Source organism: Nostoc sp. LEGE 06077, assembly GCF_015207705.1.
GTDB lineage: Bacteria > Cyanobacteriota > Cyanobacteriia > Cyanobacteriales > Nostocaceae > Nostoc_B.
Genome location: NZ_JADEWI010000025.1, coordinates 40,236 through 57,828, shown reverse-complemented (window position 1 = coordinate 57,828; position 17,593 = coordinate 40,236). Strand labels below are relative to the sequence as shown.

Sequence of the window (17,593 nt, the reverse complement as noted above, 5' to 3'; positions counted from 1 at the left end):
GAAAATTGAGACATCACAAACCTTTAAACCCTGTCACCTGTCACCTATCACCTATCACCTGTCCCCTATTCCCTATCCCCCGCTACCTACATTCGGTTATTTCGGCATTCTGGCAAGACTAAAAAGCAAGAGCGATCGCTACATTAGAAGATATATAGATATTTATCGGCATTAACATCACGCTATGAGTGCAGCCACTATTCCGCAAAATCCCTTGCTTAAAGGTACTGGCTTACCGCCCTTCACCGAGATACAACCAGAACAAGTAATCCCAGCCTTCGCTCAGTTATTAAAAGAACTAGATGAGCAACTTGCTTCCATAGAAACTAACGCCCAGCCGACTTGGAGTGGTTTAGTCGAACCTTTAGAACAGCTAACCGAACGCCTAAGCTGGAGTTGGGGTATAGTCAGCCATTTAATGGGAGTCAAGAATAGTCCCCAGCTGCGCGAAGCTTATGAAACTGTTCAACCCCAGGTAGTCCAATTCAGTAATAAGCTTGGGCAAAGCCAAATTATCTACAACGCTTTTAAAGAACTCCGTGCTAGTGATACGTGGAAAACCTTAGAACCAGCCCAGCAGCGCATTGTTACAGCTGCTATCCGAGATGCGGAACTGTCTGGTGTGGGCTTATCAGGAGAAGCACGCGATCGCTATAATGCCATTCAAATGGAATTAGCAGAACTATCGACAAAGTTCTCTAACCATGTATTAGATGCCACCAAAGCTTTTAGTTTAACCCTAACATCCAAAGCAGAAGTGGACGGTTTACCCGAAAGTTCCCTTAGTCTAGCCGCCCAAGCTGCCCGTGAGGCGGGAGAAGAAAACGCCACACCGGAAAATGGCCCTTGGCGCATCACCTTAGATTTTCCTAGCTACGGCCCTTTCATGCAGCACAGCACCCGCCGAGACTTGCGGGAAAAACTGTACAAAGCTTATATCACCCGCGCTTCTACTGGCGAGTTAGATAACAACCCAATAATTGTGCGGATTTTGGAATTACGGCAAGAACTAGCGAATTTATTAGGCTACAAAAATTTTGCCGAGTTGAGCCTTGCTAGTAAAATGGCTCCCAATGTAGCGGCTGTTGAGGCATTATTAGAAGAACTACGGAGTGCAAGTTATGATGCGGCTGCTAAAGAATTAGCCGAACTCAAAGCTTTTGCGGCTGCCAAAGGCGCAACAGAAGCCACAGATTTAAAACATTGGGATATTAGCTTTTGGGCAGAACGCCAACGCGAAGAAAAATTTGCCTTTACAACCGAAGAATTACGTCCCTATTTCCCTTTACCGCAAGTTTTAGATGGTTTATTTGGACTAGTTAAACGGCTATTTGGTATCACCGTCACCCCCGCCGATGGACAAGCCCCAGTCTGGCACGAAAATGTTCGCTATTTTCAAATTGCTGATGAAACAGGTAAACCCATAGCCTACTTTTATCTCGATCCTTTCAGTCGCCCTGCGGAGAAACGCGGCGGTGCTTGGATGGATGTCTGCATTAATCGCAGCAAAATTAATGATCATGGTACAACATCTGTGCGGTTGCCTGTGGCGTATTTGGTATGTAACCAAACTCCGCCAGTGGATGGTAAGCCTAGTTTAATGACCTTCGATGAAGTGGAGACATTATTCCACGAATTTGGTCATGGCTTACATCATATGTTGACTAAAGTTGATTACACCAGTGCCGCCGGAATTAACAATGTCGAGTGGGATGCTGTGGAATTGCCGAGTCAATTCATGGAAAACTGGTGCTATGAACGCCCCACTTTGTTTGGGATGGCGAAGCATTATGAAACTGGCGAACCATTACCAGAGCATTATTACCAAAAACTGTTATCCGCCCGCAACTATATGAGTGGTAGTGCTACATTGCGGCAAGTTCACTTTAGCACTGTGGATATAGAACTGCACGATCGCTATCGTCCTGGTAATGATGAAACTCCCGCCCAGGTACGCCAGCGCATCGCCAAGACCACAACAGCTTTACCACCCCTACCCGAAGATTCTTTCTTATGTGCATTTGGGCATATCTTTGAAGGTGGTTACGCCGCTGGGTACTACAGCTATAAGTGGGCTGAAGTGCTGAGTGCTGATGCTTTCGCCGCCTTTGAAGAAGCTGGGTTAGATGACGAAGCCGCAGTGCAAGCCACAGGTAGACGTTACCTGGATACTGTACTGGCACTTGGTGGTAGTCAGCACCCAATGGAGATATTCAAAGCTTTCCGTGGACGGGAACCGAGTACAGTTTCGTTGCTGCGGCATAATGGTTTGTTAAATCCAGCCGCTTAGAGTTCATTCGGGGTGTAGGGGAATGGCTCTAATAAAAGCGTAAATCCATAATGTGACTGGGTTTGGGGTGTTAGGGTGTCAGGGGTAGGGTGTAAGGAAAAGAATAAAAACGACCATTACATAGTTACAAATTAGTACTCTTCCCCTAAACCCCTACACCCGCCCCAACGGGGCGAACAGCCTACCCTGCGGGAAGAAAAAACTTTGTTAACTGAACGTAACGCATTATAAGCCTCAAAACCAAAAAACAGCGATCGCTATTATGGTCTTGATCGCCATTGGGCGATACACCACAAATCTCTAACGCTCAATACTTTTCTTAAACCATAATATTAGAGTAAAGTAAACAAGTGTAAAGAAGTATCACTTTTCTCCCCTACTTTTTAAAACAACTTGTTCACTTTTACTGTTGATATTTGTATAAGAACATCCATGCAGTCTTGTTTTTGGCGACGAATTCTCGTATCAATTGCAGTATTTTTCGTGGCTGGGTCAATTTGGGTCGCAAATCCTTCCTCCGCCCTTGCCTATGACAATCCTGAGTTGTTACCCAACTTCCAAACTCCAGTGATTGATTTGGCGAAAACTCTCACTGACATTCAAGAAGATAAGCTAGTGTCCGATTTGGCACAATTTGAAACCGAAACTGGCTGGAAACTGCGAGTATTGACACAGTACGATCGCACCCCCGGTCGAGCAGTGATCAATTATTGGGGTTTAGATGATAAAAGTATCCTGCTAGTTGCTGACTCTCGCGGCGGTAACATTCTCAGCTTTAGTGTTGGTGATGCAGTTTATGAGCTTTTACCCCGGACATTTTGGATAGAACTACAAACTCGCTTTGGTAACTTGTACTTTGTGCGAGAACAAGGTGAAGACCAAGCAATTTTACAAGCCCTCGACTCAGTTAAAGGCTGCTTAATCAAAGGCGGTTGTAATGTTGTACCTGGACTTCCTAGAGAACAGTGGATTCTTACCTTAGTTACTTCCATCGTTGGTGGGATAATTTGTGGATTTGCCGCCCAACCTCGCAACGATAAACAAATTGTGGCTTGGCAATGGGCATTAATTTTCTCTCCTTTATGGGGAATTTTGTTCATAGCCTTCGGTATTGGGCCTGTAGTGACTCGGACTAGTGATTGGCTACCTCTAGTTCGGAATATTTCTGGCTTTTTTATCGGTGCTTTAGTTGCTTATCTGTCTCCTGTGTTCAGTCGCCCTTCTTCTAGTCCTGAATTGTGAGTGCGAATGCTTTTAGCAAAGGGTTTAGGGGTAAAGGGGATAGGTATTCAAAAAAACCCTAACACCCCATACCCTTATAACCAACCTCAAAGGACAATCTTCTATGCAAGTCCTGTTGATTGATTTTGACTCAGCACTCACTGAAGCTGATAAGCTGAAAGCTGGTATTATCAACACTGAATAGTGATGGAATGGCACGTAACTGATGCTCAAAGTTTAGCAATCATTGATAGTGAAATTGGCGATCATGCCTTTTCACCCGCAGAGTATGAAATTGTGCGGCGGGTAATATACGCCACAGCTGACTTTGAATATAAGTCTTTAATCCGCTTTTCGGAACACGCTTTGCAAGCTGGTGCAGCGGCGTTAGCAGCAAGAACCACAGTTGTAGTAGATGTGCCAATGGTACAAGTAGGTATCGCTTACGACATCCAAAACACCTTTGCTAATCCAGTCTATTGCAGTATGGAAACAGTCACACGTCCTCAAAAGGAAAAAACTTTGGCCGCATGGGGAATTGAAACTTTAGCCAAACGTTATCCAGAGGGCATTTTTGTAGTTGGTCAAGCACAGACAGCACTAACAGCCTTGGTGGATTTGATTGAAGCTGAAGAAATTCTACCAGCGTTAATCATTGCTACTCCAGTGGGATTTGTTGATGTGGATACTGCTAAAAACCGTCTACAAGACTCTCCAGTTCCCTATATTACAATTGACAATCGCAAAGGCAATGCTGTTGTGGCTGCTGCTGTTGTTGATGGACTGGTAGATTTAGCTTGGCAAGCTTACGGACAAAATGCGAAGCGGCAAAGTTAGATCAAGGTAAAAGTAAAAATGCAAAAGGAAAAAGAAACAGTTTTTTACTTTTAACTTTTACCTTTTAACTTTTTTAATCCTCATATTTCCGCCGCCGGCGTGGTCTGTCTTTTTGACCTTCCCGTAAGCGGCGACTGACTTCTGAAAAGAAGTCTCTGCGGAGATAGGGATAATCGTTTACCCAGATATCACGGCTGGGAATGTAAACATCGCTGAAATCTTCAATAGTGCCTAAATCTGACCGATTTGACATCACGATCATTTCCGCTATTTGACCACGAGCGATCGCTTTATGAAAAGGCTTTAGTGGTGCATCTAACTCTACGCTAAATCCAGTATCATCACCAACTTCTAAATTGATCCGTTTTTCACGATTTTCAACAATTACCAGTTCTCCTTTGCTATTGACAGTTTCTTGTTTACCCATCAATTTGTCTGTAATCCACCAATCGATAATTCGCCCCCGGAAAAAGCCGCAGTACTTATAACGGCGACATTTGGCATTCCGAATACTTGCCTGAAACACGGGGAACCACATCCAAAAAAGCGCCCCTAGTACACCCAGAAAAAACAGGAGGGGGCCGAAATCTAGCCCAAACAGGGCTTTTACTAGCAAAATTACAACTACAGAAACTACAGAAACTAATAGCCGTTGTAGAAAATTAGAAAAATTCCCCCAATAGTACTTGTACTGCTGACCAGTAGCAATTAGGGGGATAACTTGTTCAAATTTCTGGCGAGTCAGTGGGACAAGCATGGGTGCTGGATGTAGAGTGTTAATGTTTAACAGTGAACAGTAAACAGTAAACAGTTAAATATGAAGGGGTCTAAGTCGCCCACAAAGAAGGTGGAAGGCGTTGGTGGTGGGTCTAAATCGCCCACTATACGCCTGGTAACTGATAACTGGTTTAAAGTATCTTTTCTAAACCATACACTAACGACTTTAACTGTGAGACTTTGCGAATTGCCAGTAGTACGCCGGGCATATAACAGGCGCGATCGCTTGTATCATGTCGTAATGTATAAATTTGACCAGCAGCACCAAAAATTACTTCTTGATGGGCTATCAGTCCCGGCAAGCGCACACTATGTATTCTAATGCCTTCATCGGCTAGACTACCTCTAGCTCCTGGTATTTTCTCGGTTTCTTCTACAATTGCTGAGTTAAAAGTTTTACCTATTTCTGCTAGTAACTGCGCGGTTTGAATTGCGGTACCGCTGGGTGCATCAGCTTTTTGGTTGTGGTGTAGTTCGATAATCTCTACATGGTCAAAATATTTTGATGCGGTGATGGCGGCTTGTTGTAATAACACCATCCCAATGGAAAAATTGGGGATAATCAAGCAACCTGTACTCGCTTTTTCGGCAAAGTCTGCCAAATTTTGAATTTGTGCTGGACTTAAGCCTGTAGTCCCGACAACCGGACGAATACCATAGGCGATCGCACTTCGTACATTGTCATACACTGAATCAGGATGGGTAAAGTCAATTATCACCCCTGGTGGTAGTTGTCTTTCCCCAGCCACGTACCCTAACATTGGTTCTAATTGATCAGTGATTGGCACTTCCAAAGGTTCATTTAAACCAGCTAATTCCCCAGCGTCCTTACCTTGATGTTCAGGGTTGCGGTCAATTGCACCCATTAAAGTTAAATCAGGTGCTTGTGCTACAGCTTTGACTACCTCACGACCCATTTTGCCAGCAGCACCGTTAATAATTACTGGAATCGGAGCTTGATTTGTCGTCATAAGTTAATTGGTCAATTGTCAATGGTAAAACAGCGCGGTCTTCTCCCAAGGGGAGAGGCTAACGCCCAGGGGGTTTCCCCTACCCGAAGGGGTCAATAGTCCATAGTGACATGAAAGCAGTTTGTTTCTCAAATCCCAACAACACGACCTAGCTATTGTGTTTTATCAACAATACAGGATTATTTTTGCGTAAATTACTGATATCACCGTGAATAGTAAAGTAATACTAAAATTCACGGCTGAAATTTTTAGCCGCGAGTATAGTTTCAGACATCATCCGCCATTATGGAAATGATGTTTATACCTAGTTGTAACTACGCGAAGATAGGTGCATTATGAAATTACAAGATTTTTTAGGTAAAGAAGAAAAATGGGGATTTGAGGCGATCGCCAAAGACGAAGATTTGACCCGCCAAATTCAAATATTATTAATTGGTTTAGGTTTATTGGAACCGCCTGCTGATGGCAAGTTTGGCCCTGTAACGGCTGGAGCAATCAAAAAATTTCAAGAGTTAAAGAAAATTGATGAACCAGATTATATAGGTGCAGTTACAGCCAAAGAATTAATTGAAACCAAACCCGATGAATTACCCAAACCTGCATTAAAACTAGGTAATGACATTGCCAGCAAAATTGTTAAATATATGCTGGCACAAAATTATCAAGTTTTTACCGCCCCCAAAGAATACAACATTGTTTATGTTGAAGGTATAGATGGTGACTGGAACCTAAATAGTGACACACCCAATGCCTTTAACGATCGCCGTATTGTCATTGAAGTCGTCAATGGTACTCCGAAAATTGTTGATCATTGGCAGGCTACCACTGAACCTGGCAGATATTACACCGTAAACCCCATGAATCCCGGCGGTGCAGCCAGAATTAAGTTTGGACAATACAAAGCTTGGGCTGTGGGTTTACATGGCAATGCAGAACGTCACGAAGCATTAGTACAAGTAGCACCAATTACTGTTCACCGCGACTTCAACAAAGATTTTCAACGGACTGGTGACAAACTAGATACAGGTCTGTTCTATGTAAATCAACACTGGGGTTATGATGCACCTAGTAATGATATTAAAAATGCCAGTGCTGGTTGTCTTGTCGGCCGATTGCGCCAAGGACATAAAGAGTTTATGTCCATCATTAAACAAGACCGTCGCTATGTAGCCAATAATGATTACGTATTCTATACAACAGTGATTCCAGGCGATGATTTATTGAAGAAGTTTCCGGGATAAAATCTGAACTCTGGATATCTCCTTCAATATGGGTGTGTCTTGATTGGAAAAGGCACGCCCATCATAATTTATTAAGCTAACAGTAAGGGCAGGGGACAGGGGACAGGGAATAGGGAACAGGGAATAGGGGACAGGTGACAGGTGATAGGTGACAGGTGATAGGAAACAGGTTATGGGCGTAAAAGTCTTTTGCTATAGTTTCATTTACCAATGTCCCAAGTAACTTGGCTACTACATTTACTCCCTACTCAGTACCCAACACTCAGCACTCAGAACCCAGCACTCAGCACTCAGCACCCAGCACCCAGCACTCAGCACTCAGCACCCAGCACCCAGCACTCAACGGATGATAGTCTATGTGATGAACTGATATTAAGTAAGTTATCCATGACTGCTGCTGTTCTGTTAGAAAATGTCTTCAAGTTTTATAAAAATGTCCCTGTAGTTAATGATTTATCATTTGCGATCGCACCTGGAGAAATCTTTGCGTTACTTGGCCCTAACGGTGCGGGTAAATCAACCACAATTCGGATGTTAACTACATTAACAAAGCCGTCCCAAGGACATATAGAAGTAGCTGGTTATGATGTTGTCAAACAACCAATACAAGCAAAACAGAGCATTGGTGTTGTGTTGCAGCAAACAAGTGTAGATGGCGATTTAAGCGTTTGGGAAAATATGGAACTGCATGGGCGGCTACATCATATAGCCAACCCACAGCGACAACGACTAATTAATCAGTGGCTAGAGTATGTGGAACTAATAGACAGAAAAGATGATTTAGTCAAAACTCTGTCTGGAGGAATGAAACGACGGTTACAAATAGCTAGGGCTTTACTACATCGACCACAAATTTTATTTTTGGATGAACCAACTGTGGGACTAGATCCCCAAACTCGTCGGCGACTTTGGGAGATTATTCGTGATCTCAACAAACAAGGGATGACCATGTTACTCACGACTCATTATATGGATGAAGTCGAGTATTTGTGTGGAGCTTTTGAATCTACTCAGCCGGGACGCATCGGTATTATGGATAATGGCAAACTTATATCTTTGGGAACGCTCCAACAGTTGCGTTCTGCTCACGGTGAAGGACTGGTAATGAAGCAATTGGGTATCACCGATGCGGGTAATGACAGCGCCCGACGCTGGGAATATTTATTTTTCCCTTCTTTAGCAGAAGCAAACACTTATCTAAATCAACAGCCAGATAGAACCGGAATGATGGTGCGCTCCTCTAATTTAGAAGATATTTTTGTGGAACTAACTGGGCGACAGTTAGATTAATTTCAGCCTCCTAACTCCCGCAGCATTGCTTCTACTCTGTCAACTCCATCTGCATTATTCTGCCGTTGGTATAAGCTCCGAGCTTTTTGCAGTGAGCTATTTGCTTGCTTTGTCTGACGACGTTGTTTAAACATCGCCGCCATAAATTCATATATTTGGGGATTATTGCGATCTATGCCAATTGCTTGTTCATAAGCCCAATTAGCTGCTTCATAATCTCCTAGACGAGCTTGGGTAACTCCCAATCCCAAATAGGCATTAATATTGTTGCGGTTCAGCTGAATGGCGCGACGGTAAGCATCTCTAGAGCCTTTTGTGTCACCCAAGTTACCTTTGATGTAACCTACCGCATAAAAGAAATCACTATTATTAGGATCGAGACCCAATGCCCGACGGTAAGCAACTAACGCAGCTTGGTAATTTCCTTGTTGAGCGTACAAGTAACCCATCCCAGAATGTACTTTAGCATTCTTTGGGTCAAGGGCAGCGGCTCTTTGATATGTAGCGATCGCTCCATTATAATCACCTGCATCAACTTGTCTGCGACCTTCTTCAAACAGTTCCTTCAACTCTGGATTTTTTGCTTGTGCGACTAATACTTGAGCCTGGACTCTCCCAGGAATCGCCACAACACTACATCCTAATAACAGAACACTAACTATAAGTGATATGCGTTTGTACACAGTAAATTTCCTGAACTTCTAGCAAACTTTTTTCTTGTACATTAAAACAAAAATATGGATTTTTGAAAACTGTATTTATTCTGTTTTACGAAATATTAATAATTTTTAACTCCTGAAACGTAAAATACACAAATATACTAGAGTTTCTACTGAAAGATAGATACATCAGGTATTAAATGTTCAGTATACTCTTCATCTCAACCTGTAGACTATTAATAGCCTACTTAAGTCTTTTTTTGCTAACAATTTTCTTTTCTCTGTTCTAGATTGTCTTAGCTTAACGACTAAAAGATTAAATTTCTGTATCAATTTTTATCTTGTTTTCTAGTAATAAGTTTGATTTGGAGTAAGCAGTTACCCCCATAATCACAATCTCAGACGTACAATATTCCTTGACCGCCTCACCTGCGAGATTAGTTTATGATTTTAACTACAACCGATGTAATTCAAGGTGCAGTGATTGATTCATATTTAGGTATTGTAACTGCGGAAGTTGTTTACGGCAGCAATTTCCTCCGAGATTTTTTTGCCAGTATTCGAGATGTGATTGGTGGCAGAACTGGTAGTTATGAACGTTTATTTGAAGAAGGTCAAAGAAAAGCACTAGCAGAATTAGAACAACGCGCACAGAAATTAGGCGCAAATGCCGTTATTGGTATTGAAATTGATACAGGTACAATCAATGTCGACCAGTCTGGAGTGCTGATGCTGATTACGGCTACAGGTACAGCAGTCAGAATGCGTTAGTTTTTTATCTCATATTGACAAGCTTTTTAATCATATATTGAGAATCGCTAATAGGTAATGAATATCACGTTTCCTAATCGGCTGAGGTAGATTTATTTTAGTTCACAGGCTAGTTATGCTATGCCTTACTATGATGGGTAACTGATATATTACTAAATTACTTATTAGCGACATTTTAAAAAATAAATTAATTTTGATAGTTTTGTCTAATTTTTATTATTTAAATAGATAAAAACCCAGGTATTCATAGCTTAAATTTAATATTGATTCAATTTTTATATTTATTCTTACCCTAGATAGAGAAAACAAGTCTTTCTGTTGATAGATATTAAAAATTGAAAATAGCAATTTAATTTTAAACGTAAGCATGAATATAGCGAAAAAACTTTACTTAAAAATAGTCGAGGGAGCAAATAAACTATGTCATACGTAAATCGCACAGGTGACGATATTGTTACTGATCCTGCTGTCGTAAATAGAGTTGCTGATTATCATGACCGTGTTCGCTGGGGGCCGATAATTTCTGGGGTGTTAATTGCTTTAGCTACCCAGTTAATTTTGAGCGCCTTTTTTGCGGCTATCGGTGCAGGGAGAGTGGCAGATTCCGCCGCACCCAGAACAATCGCACCTGATGTAGCTGGTAATGTAGGAATTTGGTCAACCGTTGCCTTATTACTCTCACTATTCATTGGTGGATGGATAACAAGCCGTGCTTGTGGGCCGATGAACCGCAATACAGCTTTGCTAAATGGCGCAATTCTCTGGGCTACCACTTTAGCGCTGAGTTCTTGGCTATTGGCTAGTGGAGTAACTGGTGCTTTTGGAATTGCTGCTTCTAATGCGGGAGAAGTTATCAACCAAGTACAGCAGCCTGGTGGTTTAGCAGTACCACAAAATGTACCTAATGTTAGCGCCCAACAAACTCGTGACGCGGCGGCTGCAACTTCTAAAGCTTTATGGTGGTTTGTGCTTGGTTCTTTATTAAGTTTGGCGGCTTCATTAATAGGCGCTATTGCTGGCGTTCGTAGCCCTCGGACTAACACTTATCGTTCTTAGGGAATATTTTATTTCATATATAGTAATTCGATTTGATTTCTCAAGTGTATGTAGGGTGGCATTTTCAGGAAACTTCTCAATTAGCCTAGAGTAGAGTAGCAAATGCGCTTCTTAAAGATACCTAAGCTTTTTTAGAAATCAAATATGAGTCCTATATTTTTTCAGCACCTTTCTTAAGGTGCTTTTTAGATTTTGTTATTTCGATACACTTATGATCAAACTTGACTTTTTAGATAGCAGAAATAGCACAAACCTGTAAACCAACAGGTGTCTGCATAATTACTGCTTCTACACCAAAAACGTGGGCGATCGCCTGCGGTGTTAATACTTCTTTTGGTGTGCCTACTCCCCAAAGTTTACCTTGTTTTAATAAGGCAATGCGAGAGCTATAACGTGCAGCTAAGTTTAATTCATGTAACACTGTGACTATAGTTAATTCTTGTTGCTGATTTAAATCTTTCAGCAGTTCTAATAGTTGCAATTGATAGTTAATATCTAAATAAGTTGTCGGTTCATCTAATAATAAAACCTTTGGTTCTTGTGCCAAAGCCAGAGCTAAAAAGGCGCGTTGTCTTTCACCACCAGATAATTGCTCAACTGGGCGATCGCGCTTATTTTCTAACTGCGTTTTTTCAATTGCCGCATCAACTTTTTGCCAATCTTGGGCTGTTAATTCCCATTGCCACCAAGCTTGATGAGGTGTGCGTCCTAAACTCACTAATTGTCTAACATTTAAGCCCACTGGCACAGTTTGTTGTTGTGGTAATAGTGCCAATTTCTGCGCTACTACATTCGGCGGTTGAGAATGAATTGCTTTACCGTCAAGTAAGACAATTCCCTGTTGTGGTGTGAGAATACGACTTAATAATTTAAGCAATGTTGATTTACCAGAACCATTAGCACCGACTAAACTTAACCATTCTCCTGTTTGCAAGGTGAGGTTAATATTTTGCACAATTGGTTCTGCGGTATAACCACCAGTGAGATTTTGCAATTCTAGAGGCATTTTCAGACAGACGTAAAATTCGATAAATTGGATTTGACTTCTCTTAAACTACCTTATACATATAAGTCTTGGAGAATTGCCACCCAATAAGATAAATTAATTATTACAGTCGATACATCAATAATGTGGGGCAACGCATTATTGCAATTATCGGGCAGATAAAATACACCTCACCCGCACTGTCGCGCACCCTCCCTTTGCCAAGCTACTGTGTATACACAAGTCAAAAATTTTCATGTTCAACCACATCCCGCCTAGAACTAAAGTTCCAGGCTCATAGCCAAAGTCCACAAAGTGTGGACTGGTATATTTTTAGTTGAGTCATCTGAAGATGACTTGCGCTATAAGACTCGGTATTCATTCCGAGGTGGGACAGTGCGCTACACAAATATTTGTGTGTACACTGTAGCTTTGCCAAAAAGATGGTTGAAGAGGGGGAATTTTGTAACTCACCAGAGTTGGAAACGCTATAACAATGTAACTCGGTACATTAATCATGTGGGGCAACGCATTAACAATGTAACTCAATACATTAATTATGTGGGGCGACGCGTTAACAATGTAACTTGATACATTAATCATGTAAGGCAACATTATTACATTGCTAATTAAGCAATTTTTGTGTACATCATAGCTTTTAGGAAAAAGAAGTTAGGATACAAAGTTTTCTCACTAAATTAAGACTTACCCAATCCAGAAGAACGACGATATAGTAACCAGATAAATAAGGGTGAACCTAACAAAGCAGTCACAGAACCGACGGGTAGTTCTACCGCCCCTAATCTAGAGAGTAAATCTGCAAAGGTGAGTAACCACGCACCCGCTAACGCTGATAATGGTAAAACAAAGCGGTGGTCTGTACCCACTAGTAGCCGAACTCCGTGGGGTACTACCAAACCAACAAAGCCAATCAAACCACTGATACTAACTGCACCTGCGGCGAGTAAAGTTGCAACACCACCAATTAATAAACGCGATCGCGTTAATGATACTCCCAAACCAACGGCTAAATCATCGCCCAACGCCAGCACATTCACAGACCGCGCCAGCAAACATCCGCCCAGTAACGCCACCATAATATAAGGCCCCGCCGTGGTAATTTCTTTCCAGCCTCTGGCGTTTAAGCTACCCACCAACCAACTTAACGCAACTTGAATTTGCCCATCTTCGGCGAGTAACAGCAATGTACTTTGCACTGAACCTAATAAAGAACTAACCGCCACACCGCCTAAAATCAACCTTTCAATGGAAATTCCCGAACCTGCACGACCGAGAGAAATTACTATAGCTGAGGTCAAAATTGCCCCAAGCCACGCAGCTAAAGGAATGGCGATGGGGAAGATGTGCAACGTGATCATCAAAATCACAATCAATCCTGCACCTGCGGAAATCCCCAAAATAAAAGGGTCAGCGAGACTGTTACGTAACATTCCTTGCAGTAATGCGCCAGACATTCCCAAGGCTGCACCCACAATCACCGCGGCGATGATGCGAGGAAGCCGCAAATCCCAGATAATAGTTTGGTTAGTGGGGTCGCCTCGATGCAGAATCGCTGCCCACAATTGCGAGAAACTTAGAGGTACTGCGCCTTGAGACAGTGACAGCGCTAGAGTAATAATTAGCGCTGTACCAATGAGCAAAACAGCCCAGAATATGCGGTTTTGAGTAGTAACAGCGGCTAGTGACAAGATTTTCATTAACAGACTTTATCTCTGGTGCGTAGACGCGGAGTGGTTTGTCATCAGACATCGCTGTTATTCTACCTTATGCACAAACTTAAACAGTGCTTGACTCTTCACCGACTTTGACAACGAGCTTGCCAAAGTTCTCCCCGCGCAATAAACCAATAAAAGCACGGGGCGCATTTTCTAAACCAACTACGACATCTTCTTGATATTTCAGTTGACTTGACTTTAACCACCCAGCAACATCGCTGACAAATTCATTCGCGCGGTGTTGGTAGTCACTCACCAAAAAACCTTTGATTAAAGCACGTTTAATCAACAGAGGTCTTAAATTCGGGCCAGGCGGCGCAGATGTGGCATTATATTCCGAAATCAACCCAACTAAGGGGATTCGCGCCCCTAAGTTGATTTGCTGTAACACGGTTTCTAATATTACCCCGGCGGTATTATCAAAATAAACGTCAATGCCATTAGGTGCAGCGGCTTTTAATGCTGCATCTAGTTCTTCAGTTTTGCGATTAATTCCCACATCAAAGCCTAATTCTTTGACTATATAATCTCGCTTGTCATCACTGCCCACAATTCCAATGACTCGACAACCTTTAATTTTGGCAATTTGACCAGCAACTGCACCTACAGCCCCAGAAGCGGCGGAAACTACGACGGTTTCTCCTGGTTTGGGTTGACCGATATCTAACAGCGCCGCATAAGCAGTTAGTCCAGGCATACCCAACACACCCAAACTATAAGATAAAGGTGCTTGGCTGGGGTCAAGTTTCCGCAGTGTTTCACCCTTGGCTATGGCGTAAGTTTGCCAACCATTCCAACTCAGGACAATATCTCCGGCTTGAAATTGTGGATGATTTGATTGAATGACTTGGCTAACTGTCCCACCAACAATCACTGAGTTTAATTCTACATTTGCCGCGTAAGATTCACCCTCGCTAATCAACCCACGCATATAAGGGTCTAGAGATAAATAAATTGTGCGGCTGAGAACTTCACCTTCAGCGGGTTCCGCAATTGGCGCTTCGACTAAAGCGAAATCAGTTTCTTTTGGTTCACCGACAGGGCGGCTTTTAAGCAAGATTTGTTTGTTAATTAAATCAGACACAAGTTATTCCTTGGTAAACTCGGTAATTTCTATTCTGTTTCCACCAGGATCACGGATAAAAAAGCGATCGCATCCCGGAATTGGTGTTCCTGGTAGAATCTCTACATTATGCGCCTGTAAATGTTCGGCAAACGCTTTCCAATCATCAACTTGAAAACAAATATGTCGCCTAGAGGCTTGATTATTGGCGTTTGCTTCTCGACTGACATGGATTTCTGTATTACCCAATTGATACCACCCACCAGAATCATTACCTTCCGGTGGGTTAATTTCCTTTAATCCCAAAATTTTGCTATAGAAAAATAATATTGTCTCCTCAACTTCAGTCTGGTAAGTCACTTGTATATGATGGACTGCCTCAAGTTTCATCTTCATTCTCCTGTTGATAGAAAATATAGGATTCGTACAAAAGTTTCTTGATTGAGAAAAGGATTCATACTGAGTTCTGACTTCTGACTCCTTCCCGTGAATTCTGACAAGGGGCTTGCCTTTACACGATGTTTGTGAAATACTACTTTTAAAATACGGCAAATCGGTAAAGATTTAGTAGTATTTATCAGGACACACCATAAAAAATCCTGTCCTCAAAGGAATTGCGGACTAATCCTTAAGATGACAAACACAGGAATTCGGACAAATCAAGTTAAAGTCCCAAACGGAGATTTGCAGATTGATGCTTACCTAGCGGAACCTGCAAAAGAGGGGAAATTTCCCGCCGTCATCGTGATTCAAGAAATCTTTGGAGTCAACATCCATATTCGGGAAGTTGCAGAAAGACTAGCTAGTGAAGGGTATGTAGCGATCGCGCCGGCGTTATTCCAACGCACTGCGCCTGGTTTTGAGGCTGCTTACACTCCTGATGATATTCAACGAGGACGCGCCGCCAAGGATCAGACCAAAGCCGAAGAGATATTGAGTGATATTCAAGCGGCGATCGCTTATTTGCGAACTTTAGCAAATGTCCAAGGAGATGCGATCGGTTCTATTGGTTTCTGTTTTGGTGGTCACGTTGTTTATCTAGCAGCCACCTTACCAGATATCAAAGCCACCGCATCCTTCTATGGTGGGGGAATTCCTAACTCCACTCCTGGTGGTGGAGAACCCACAATTACTCATACTCCAGAGATTAAAAGCCCAATTTACGCCTTCTTCGGTACAGAAGATAAAGGTATTCCTTTAGAACAAACCGAACAAATAGAGGCGCAATTAAAGAAACACCGAATTCCCCATACAATCTTCCGCTATTCTGGTGCAGAACATGGCTTTTTCTGCAATCATCGCGCCAGCTACAATGCCCAAGCTGCGGCTGATGCGTGGAACCATGTTTTAGAACTGTTCCAGAAAAATTTGCAATTGCAGCCAGTTTAGGACAAATGACAACCTTAACTAGTTAGCGTGATTTGTACCGACCCACTTAGCTCAATATAACTCCTCCCTCAATCACAACCTCTGCCATAAATTTGATGACTTGGTAATTGGTAATGATTAATTACCAATTACTAATCTTTCCTTGTGTAAATTCAATCAAATTTACTGGCTCAGTAATTAATTTAGGGAAACTTAGCAAGTCAGTGAAAGCTGGCTTTAATTTATCGTGTCTAGCATTTTTAGGATAATTTTAACAACATGGTAACAACTGTAAAACAACCAAAAATTAATATCTTTCAACGTTTTTCTCTATTCATACTTCCAGGAATATTTACAATTTCGACAACCTTAGTTAGTTGCTCAGTTGATACCCCAAAATCAGAAAATAAAGCCGTAGGTTTCACCACTAAAGTTGTCCATTTAGGCTATCAAAGCTCTGGTGATTTAGTTAGATTAAAAGGTGTCATTGAAAAACGTTTGCAACCGTTGGGCGTGACTGTCGATTGGGCGCAATTTGCCGCTGGGCCACAATTAATGGAAGCAATGAATGTTGGCAGAGTTGACATTGGCTCCGTTGGGGAAACTCCACCAATATTTGCTCAAGCTGCTGGCACAGAATTAGTATATATTGCCAGTAATAAACCCGGAACTGGTCAAAATAGTGGAATTATAGTTCCCAAAGACTCTCCTATTAAGACATTGGCAGACCTAAAAGGTAAAAAAGTAGTTTTTCAAAAAGGTTCGGCATCACATTATTTATTAATCAAAGCCTTGGAAGAAGTTGGTTTGAAATATAGCGATATTCAACCAATTAGTTTGCCACCAACCGAAGCACGGGCAGCATTTATTCAAGGCAAAATAGAAGCTTGGGTAACTTGGGATCCGTATTTAGCCTCCGCCCAAAAAGTTGCCAATGCCAGAGTTTTAAGAAATGCCAGCGGCATTGCTACTCAAGGGGGATATTATATGGCATCGCGCAAATTTGCCACAGAAAATCCAGAGTTAGTGCGGGTCATTTTAGAAGAAATAAACAATGTTGGTAAATGGGCAGAACAAAACACAGCAGAAGTTGTAAAAATAACTGCGCCTCACCTCAAATTGGATGAAGACATTTTAACCACAATGATTAAACGGCGCACTTACGGCTTAAGACCAATCACCCCAGAAATCATGGAAGGTCAACAGAAAATTGCTGATTTGTTCGCCCAAGAAAAAGTCATTCCTAAACCCATTGATGTAAAAGCAGCAACGCTAACTACCGAACAATATGCAGCGATAACACCAAAAACTATTAGCCAGAGATAAGA

General features: G+C 42.1%; 16 protein-coding genes. 9 read left to right on the top strand and 7 right to left on the bottom strand.

The window, feature by feature from the left end:
- Nucleotides 1-184: 184 nt before the first annotated feature.
- The 3 genes from IQ244_RS17085 to IQ244_RS17075 all read left to right on the top strand — a co-directional run bounded on the left by IQ244_RS17085 (nt 185) and on the right by IQ244_RS17075 (nt 4,348).
- The gene (locus tag IQ244_RS17085; protein ID WP_193896152.1) at nt 185-2,290 is read left to right on the top strand and encodes a M3 family metallopeptidase; all 2,106 of its coding nucleotides are present in this window, start codon (nt 185-187) and stop codon (nt 2,288-2,290) included.
- 432 nt (nt 2,291-2,722) lie between these two features.
- The gene (locus IQ244_RS17080) at nt 2,723-3,532 is read left to right on the top strand and encodes a TPM domain-containing protein (protein ID WP_193896150.1); all 810 of its coding nucleotides are present in this window, start codon (nt 2,723-2,725) and stop codon (nt 3,530-3,532) included.
- 186 nt (nt 3,533-3,718) lie between these two features.
- Complete coding sequence (locus IQ244_RS17075; protein ID WP_193896148.1) at nt 3,719-4,348, top strand: precorrin-8X methylmutase; 630 nt, start codon at nt 3,719-3,721, stop codon at nt 4,346-4,348.
- A 73-nt stretch (nt 4,349-4,421) separates the two neighbouring features.
- On the opposite strand, the gene IQ244_RS17070 is transcribed toward IQ244_RS17075, so the two are convergent.
- Nucleotides 4,422-5,105 (bottom strand): phosphate ABC transporter permease, encoded by a 684-nt coding sequence (locus tag IQ244_RS17070; protein WP_193896146.1) that lies wholly within the window; start codon nt 5,103-5,105, stop codon nt 4,422-4,424.
- Between the two features lie 151 nt (nt 5,106-5,256).
- Nucleotides 5,257-6,096: a 4-hydroxy-tetrahydrodipicolinate reductase gene (gene dapB, locus IQ244_RS17065; protein ID WP_193896144.1), complete on the bottom strand. Its 840-nt coding sequence runs from the start codon at nt 6,094-6,096 to the stop codon at nt 5,257-5,259.
- A gap of 335 nt (nt 6,097-6,431) precedes the next feature.
- Between dapB and IQ244_RS17060 the strand changes: the two genes are divergently transcribed.
- Entirely contained in the window at nt 6,432-7,337 is a 906-nt protein-coding gene (locus IQ244_RS17060; protein WP_193896141.1) for a peptidoglycan-binding domain-containing protein, read from the top strand.
- 387 nt (nt 7,338-7,724) lie between these two features.
- Nucleotides 7,725-8,627, top strand: coding sequence for an ABC transporter ATP-binding protein (locus tag IQ244_RS17055; RefSeq protein WP_193896197.1), 903 nt, complete (start codon nt 7,725-7,727; stop codon nt 8,625-8,627).
- A 2-nt stretch (nt 8,628-8,629) separates the two neighbouring features.
- Here IQ244_RS17055 and IQ244_RS17050 read toward each other — a convergent pair whose 3' ends face one another.
- Nucleotides 8,630-9,310, bottom strand: a complete 681-nt coding sequence (locus IQ244_RS17050; protein WP_193896140.1) for a tetratricopeptide repeat protein — start codon at nt 9,308-9,310, stop codon at nt 8,630-8,632.
- A gap of 420 nt (nt 9,311-9,730) precedes the next feature.
- Between IQ244_RS17050 and IQ244_RS17045 the strand changes: the two genes are divergently transcribed.
- Both IQ244_RS17045 and IQ244_RS17040 read left to right on the top strand, forming a co-directional pair.
- The gene (locus tag IQ244_RS17045) at nt 9,731-10,057 is read left to right on the top strand and encodes a YbjQ family protein (RefSeq protein ID WP_193896138.1); all 327 of its coding nucleotides are present in this window, start codon (nt 9,731-9,733) and stop codon (nt 10,055-10,057) included.
- 420 nt (nt 10,058-10,477) lie between these two features.
- The gene (locus tag IQ244_RS17040) at nt 10,478-11,113 is read left to right on the top strand and encodes a hypothetical protein (protein ID WP_193896136.1); all 636 of its coding nucleotides are present in this window, start codon (nt 10,478-10,480) and stop codon (nt 11,111-11,113) included.
- Nucleotides 11,114-11,342: 229 nt separating this feature from the next.
- Here the strand turns inward: IQ244_RS17040 and IQ244_RS17035 are convergent, their stop codons facing one another.
- From IQ244_RS17035 to IQ244_RS17020, 4 genes are all read right to left on the bottom strand, one after another.
- Entirely contained in the window at nt 11,343-12,119 is a 777-nt protein-coding gene (locus IQ244_RS17035) for an ABC transporter ATP-binding protein (protein WP_193896133.1), read from the bottom strand.
- Between the two features lie 677 nt (nt 12,120-12,796).
- A complete protein-coding gene (locus tag IQ244_RS17030) occupies nt 12,797-13,816 on the bottom strand; it encodes a FecCD family ABC transporter permease (RefSeq protein ID WP_193896131.1) in 1,020 nt (339 codons plus the stop codon).
- Between the two features lie 79 nt (nt 13,817-13,895).
- A complete protein-coding gene (locus tag IQ244_RS17025; protein ID WP_193896129.1) occupies nt 13,896-14,918 on the bottom strand; it encodes an NADP-dependent oxidoreductase in 1,023 nt (340 codons plus the stop codon).
- Nucleotides 14,919-14,921: 3 nt separating this feature from the next.
- Entirely contained in the window at nt 14,922-15,287 is a 366-nt protein-coding gene (locus IQ244_RS17020) for a VOC family protein (RefSeq protein WP_193896128.1), read from the bottom strand.
- 243 nt (nt 15,288-15,530) lie between these two features.
- Between IQ244_RS17020 and IQ244_RS17015 the strand changes: the two genes are divergently transcribed.
- Nucleotides 15,531-16,286, top strand: a complete 756-nt coding sequence (locus IQ244_RS17015) for a dienelactone hydrolase family protein (protein ID WP_193896126.1) — start codon at nt 15,531-15,533, stop codon at nt 16,284-16,286.
- A 258-nt stretch (nt 16,287-16,544) separates the two neighbouring features.
- Nucleotides 16,545-17,591: a sulfonate ABC transporter substrate-binding protein gene (locus tag IQ244_RS17010; RefSeq protein WP_193896124.1), complete on the top strand. Its 1,047-nt coding sequence runs from the start codon at nt 16,545-16,547 to the stop codon at nt 17,589-17,591.
- Nucleotides 17,592-17,593 lie beyond the last annotated feature (2 nt).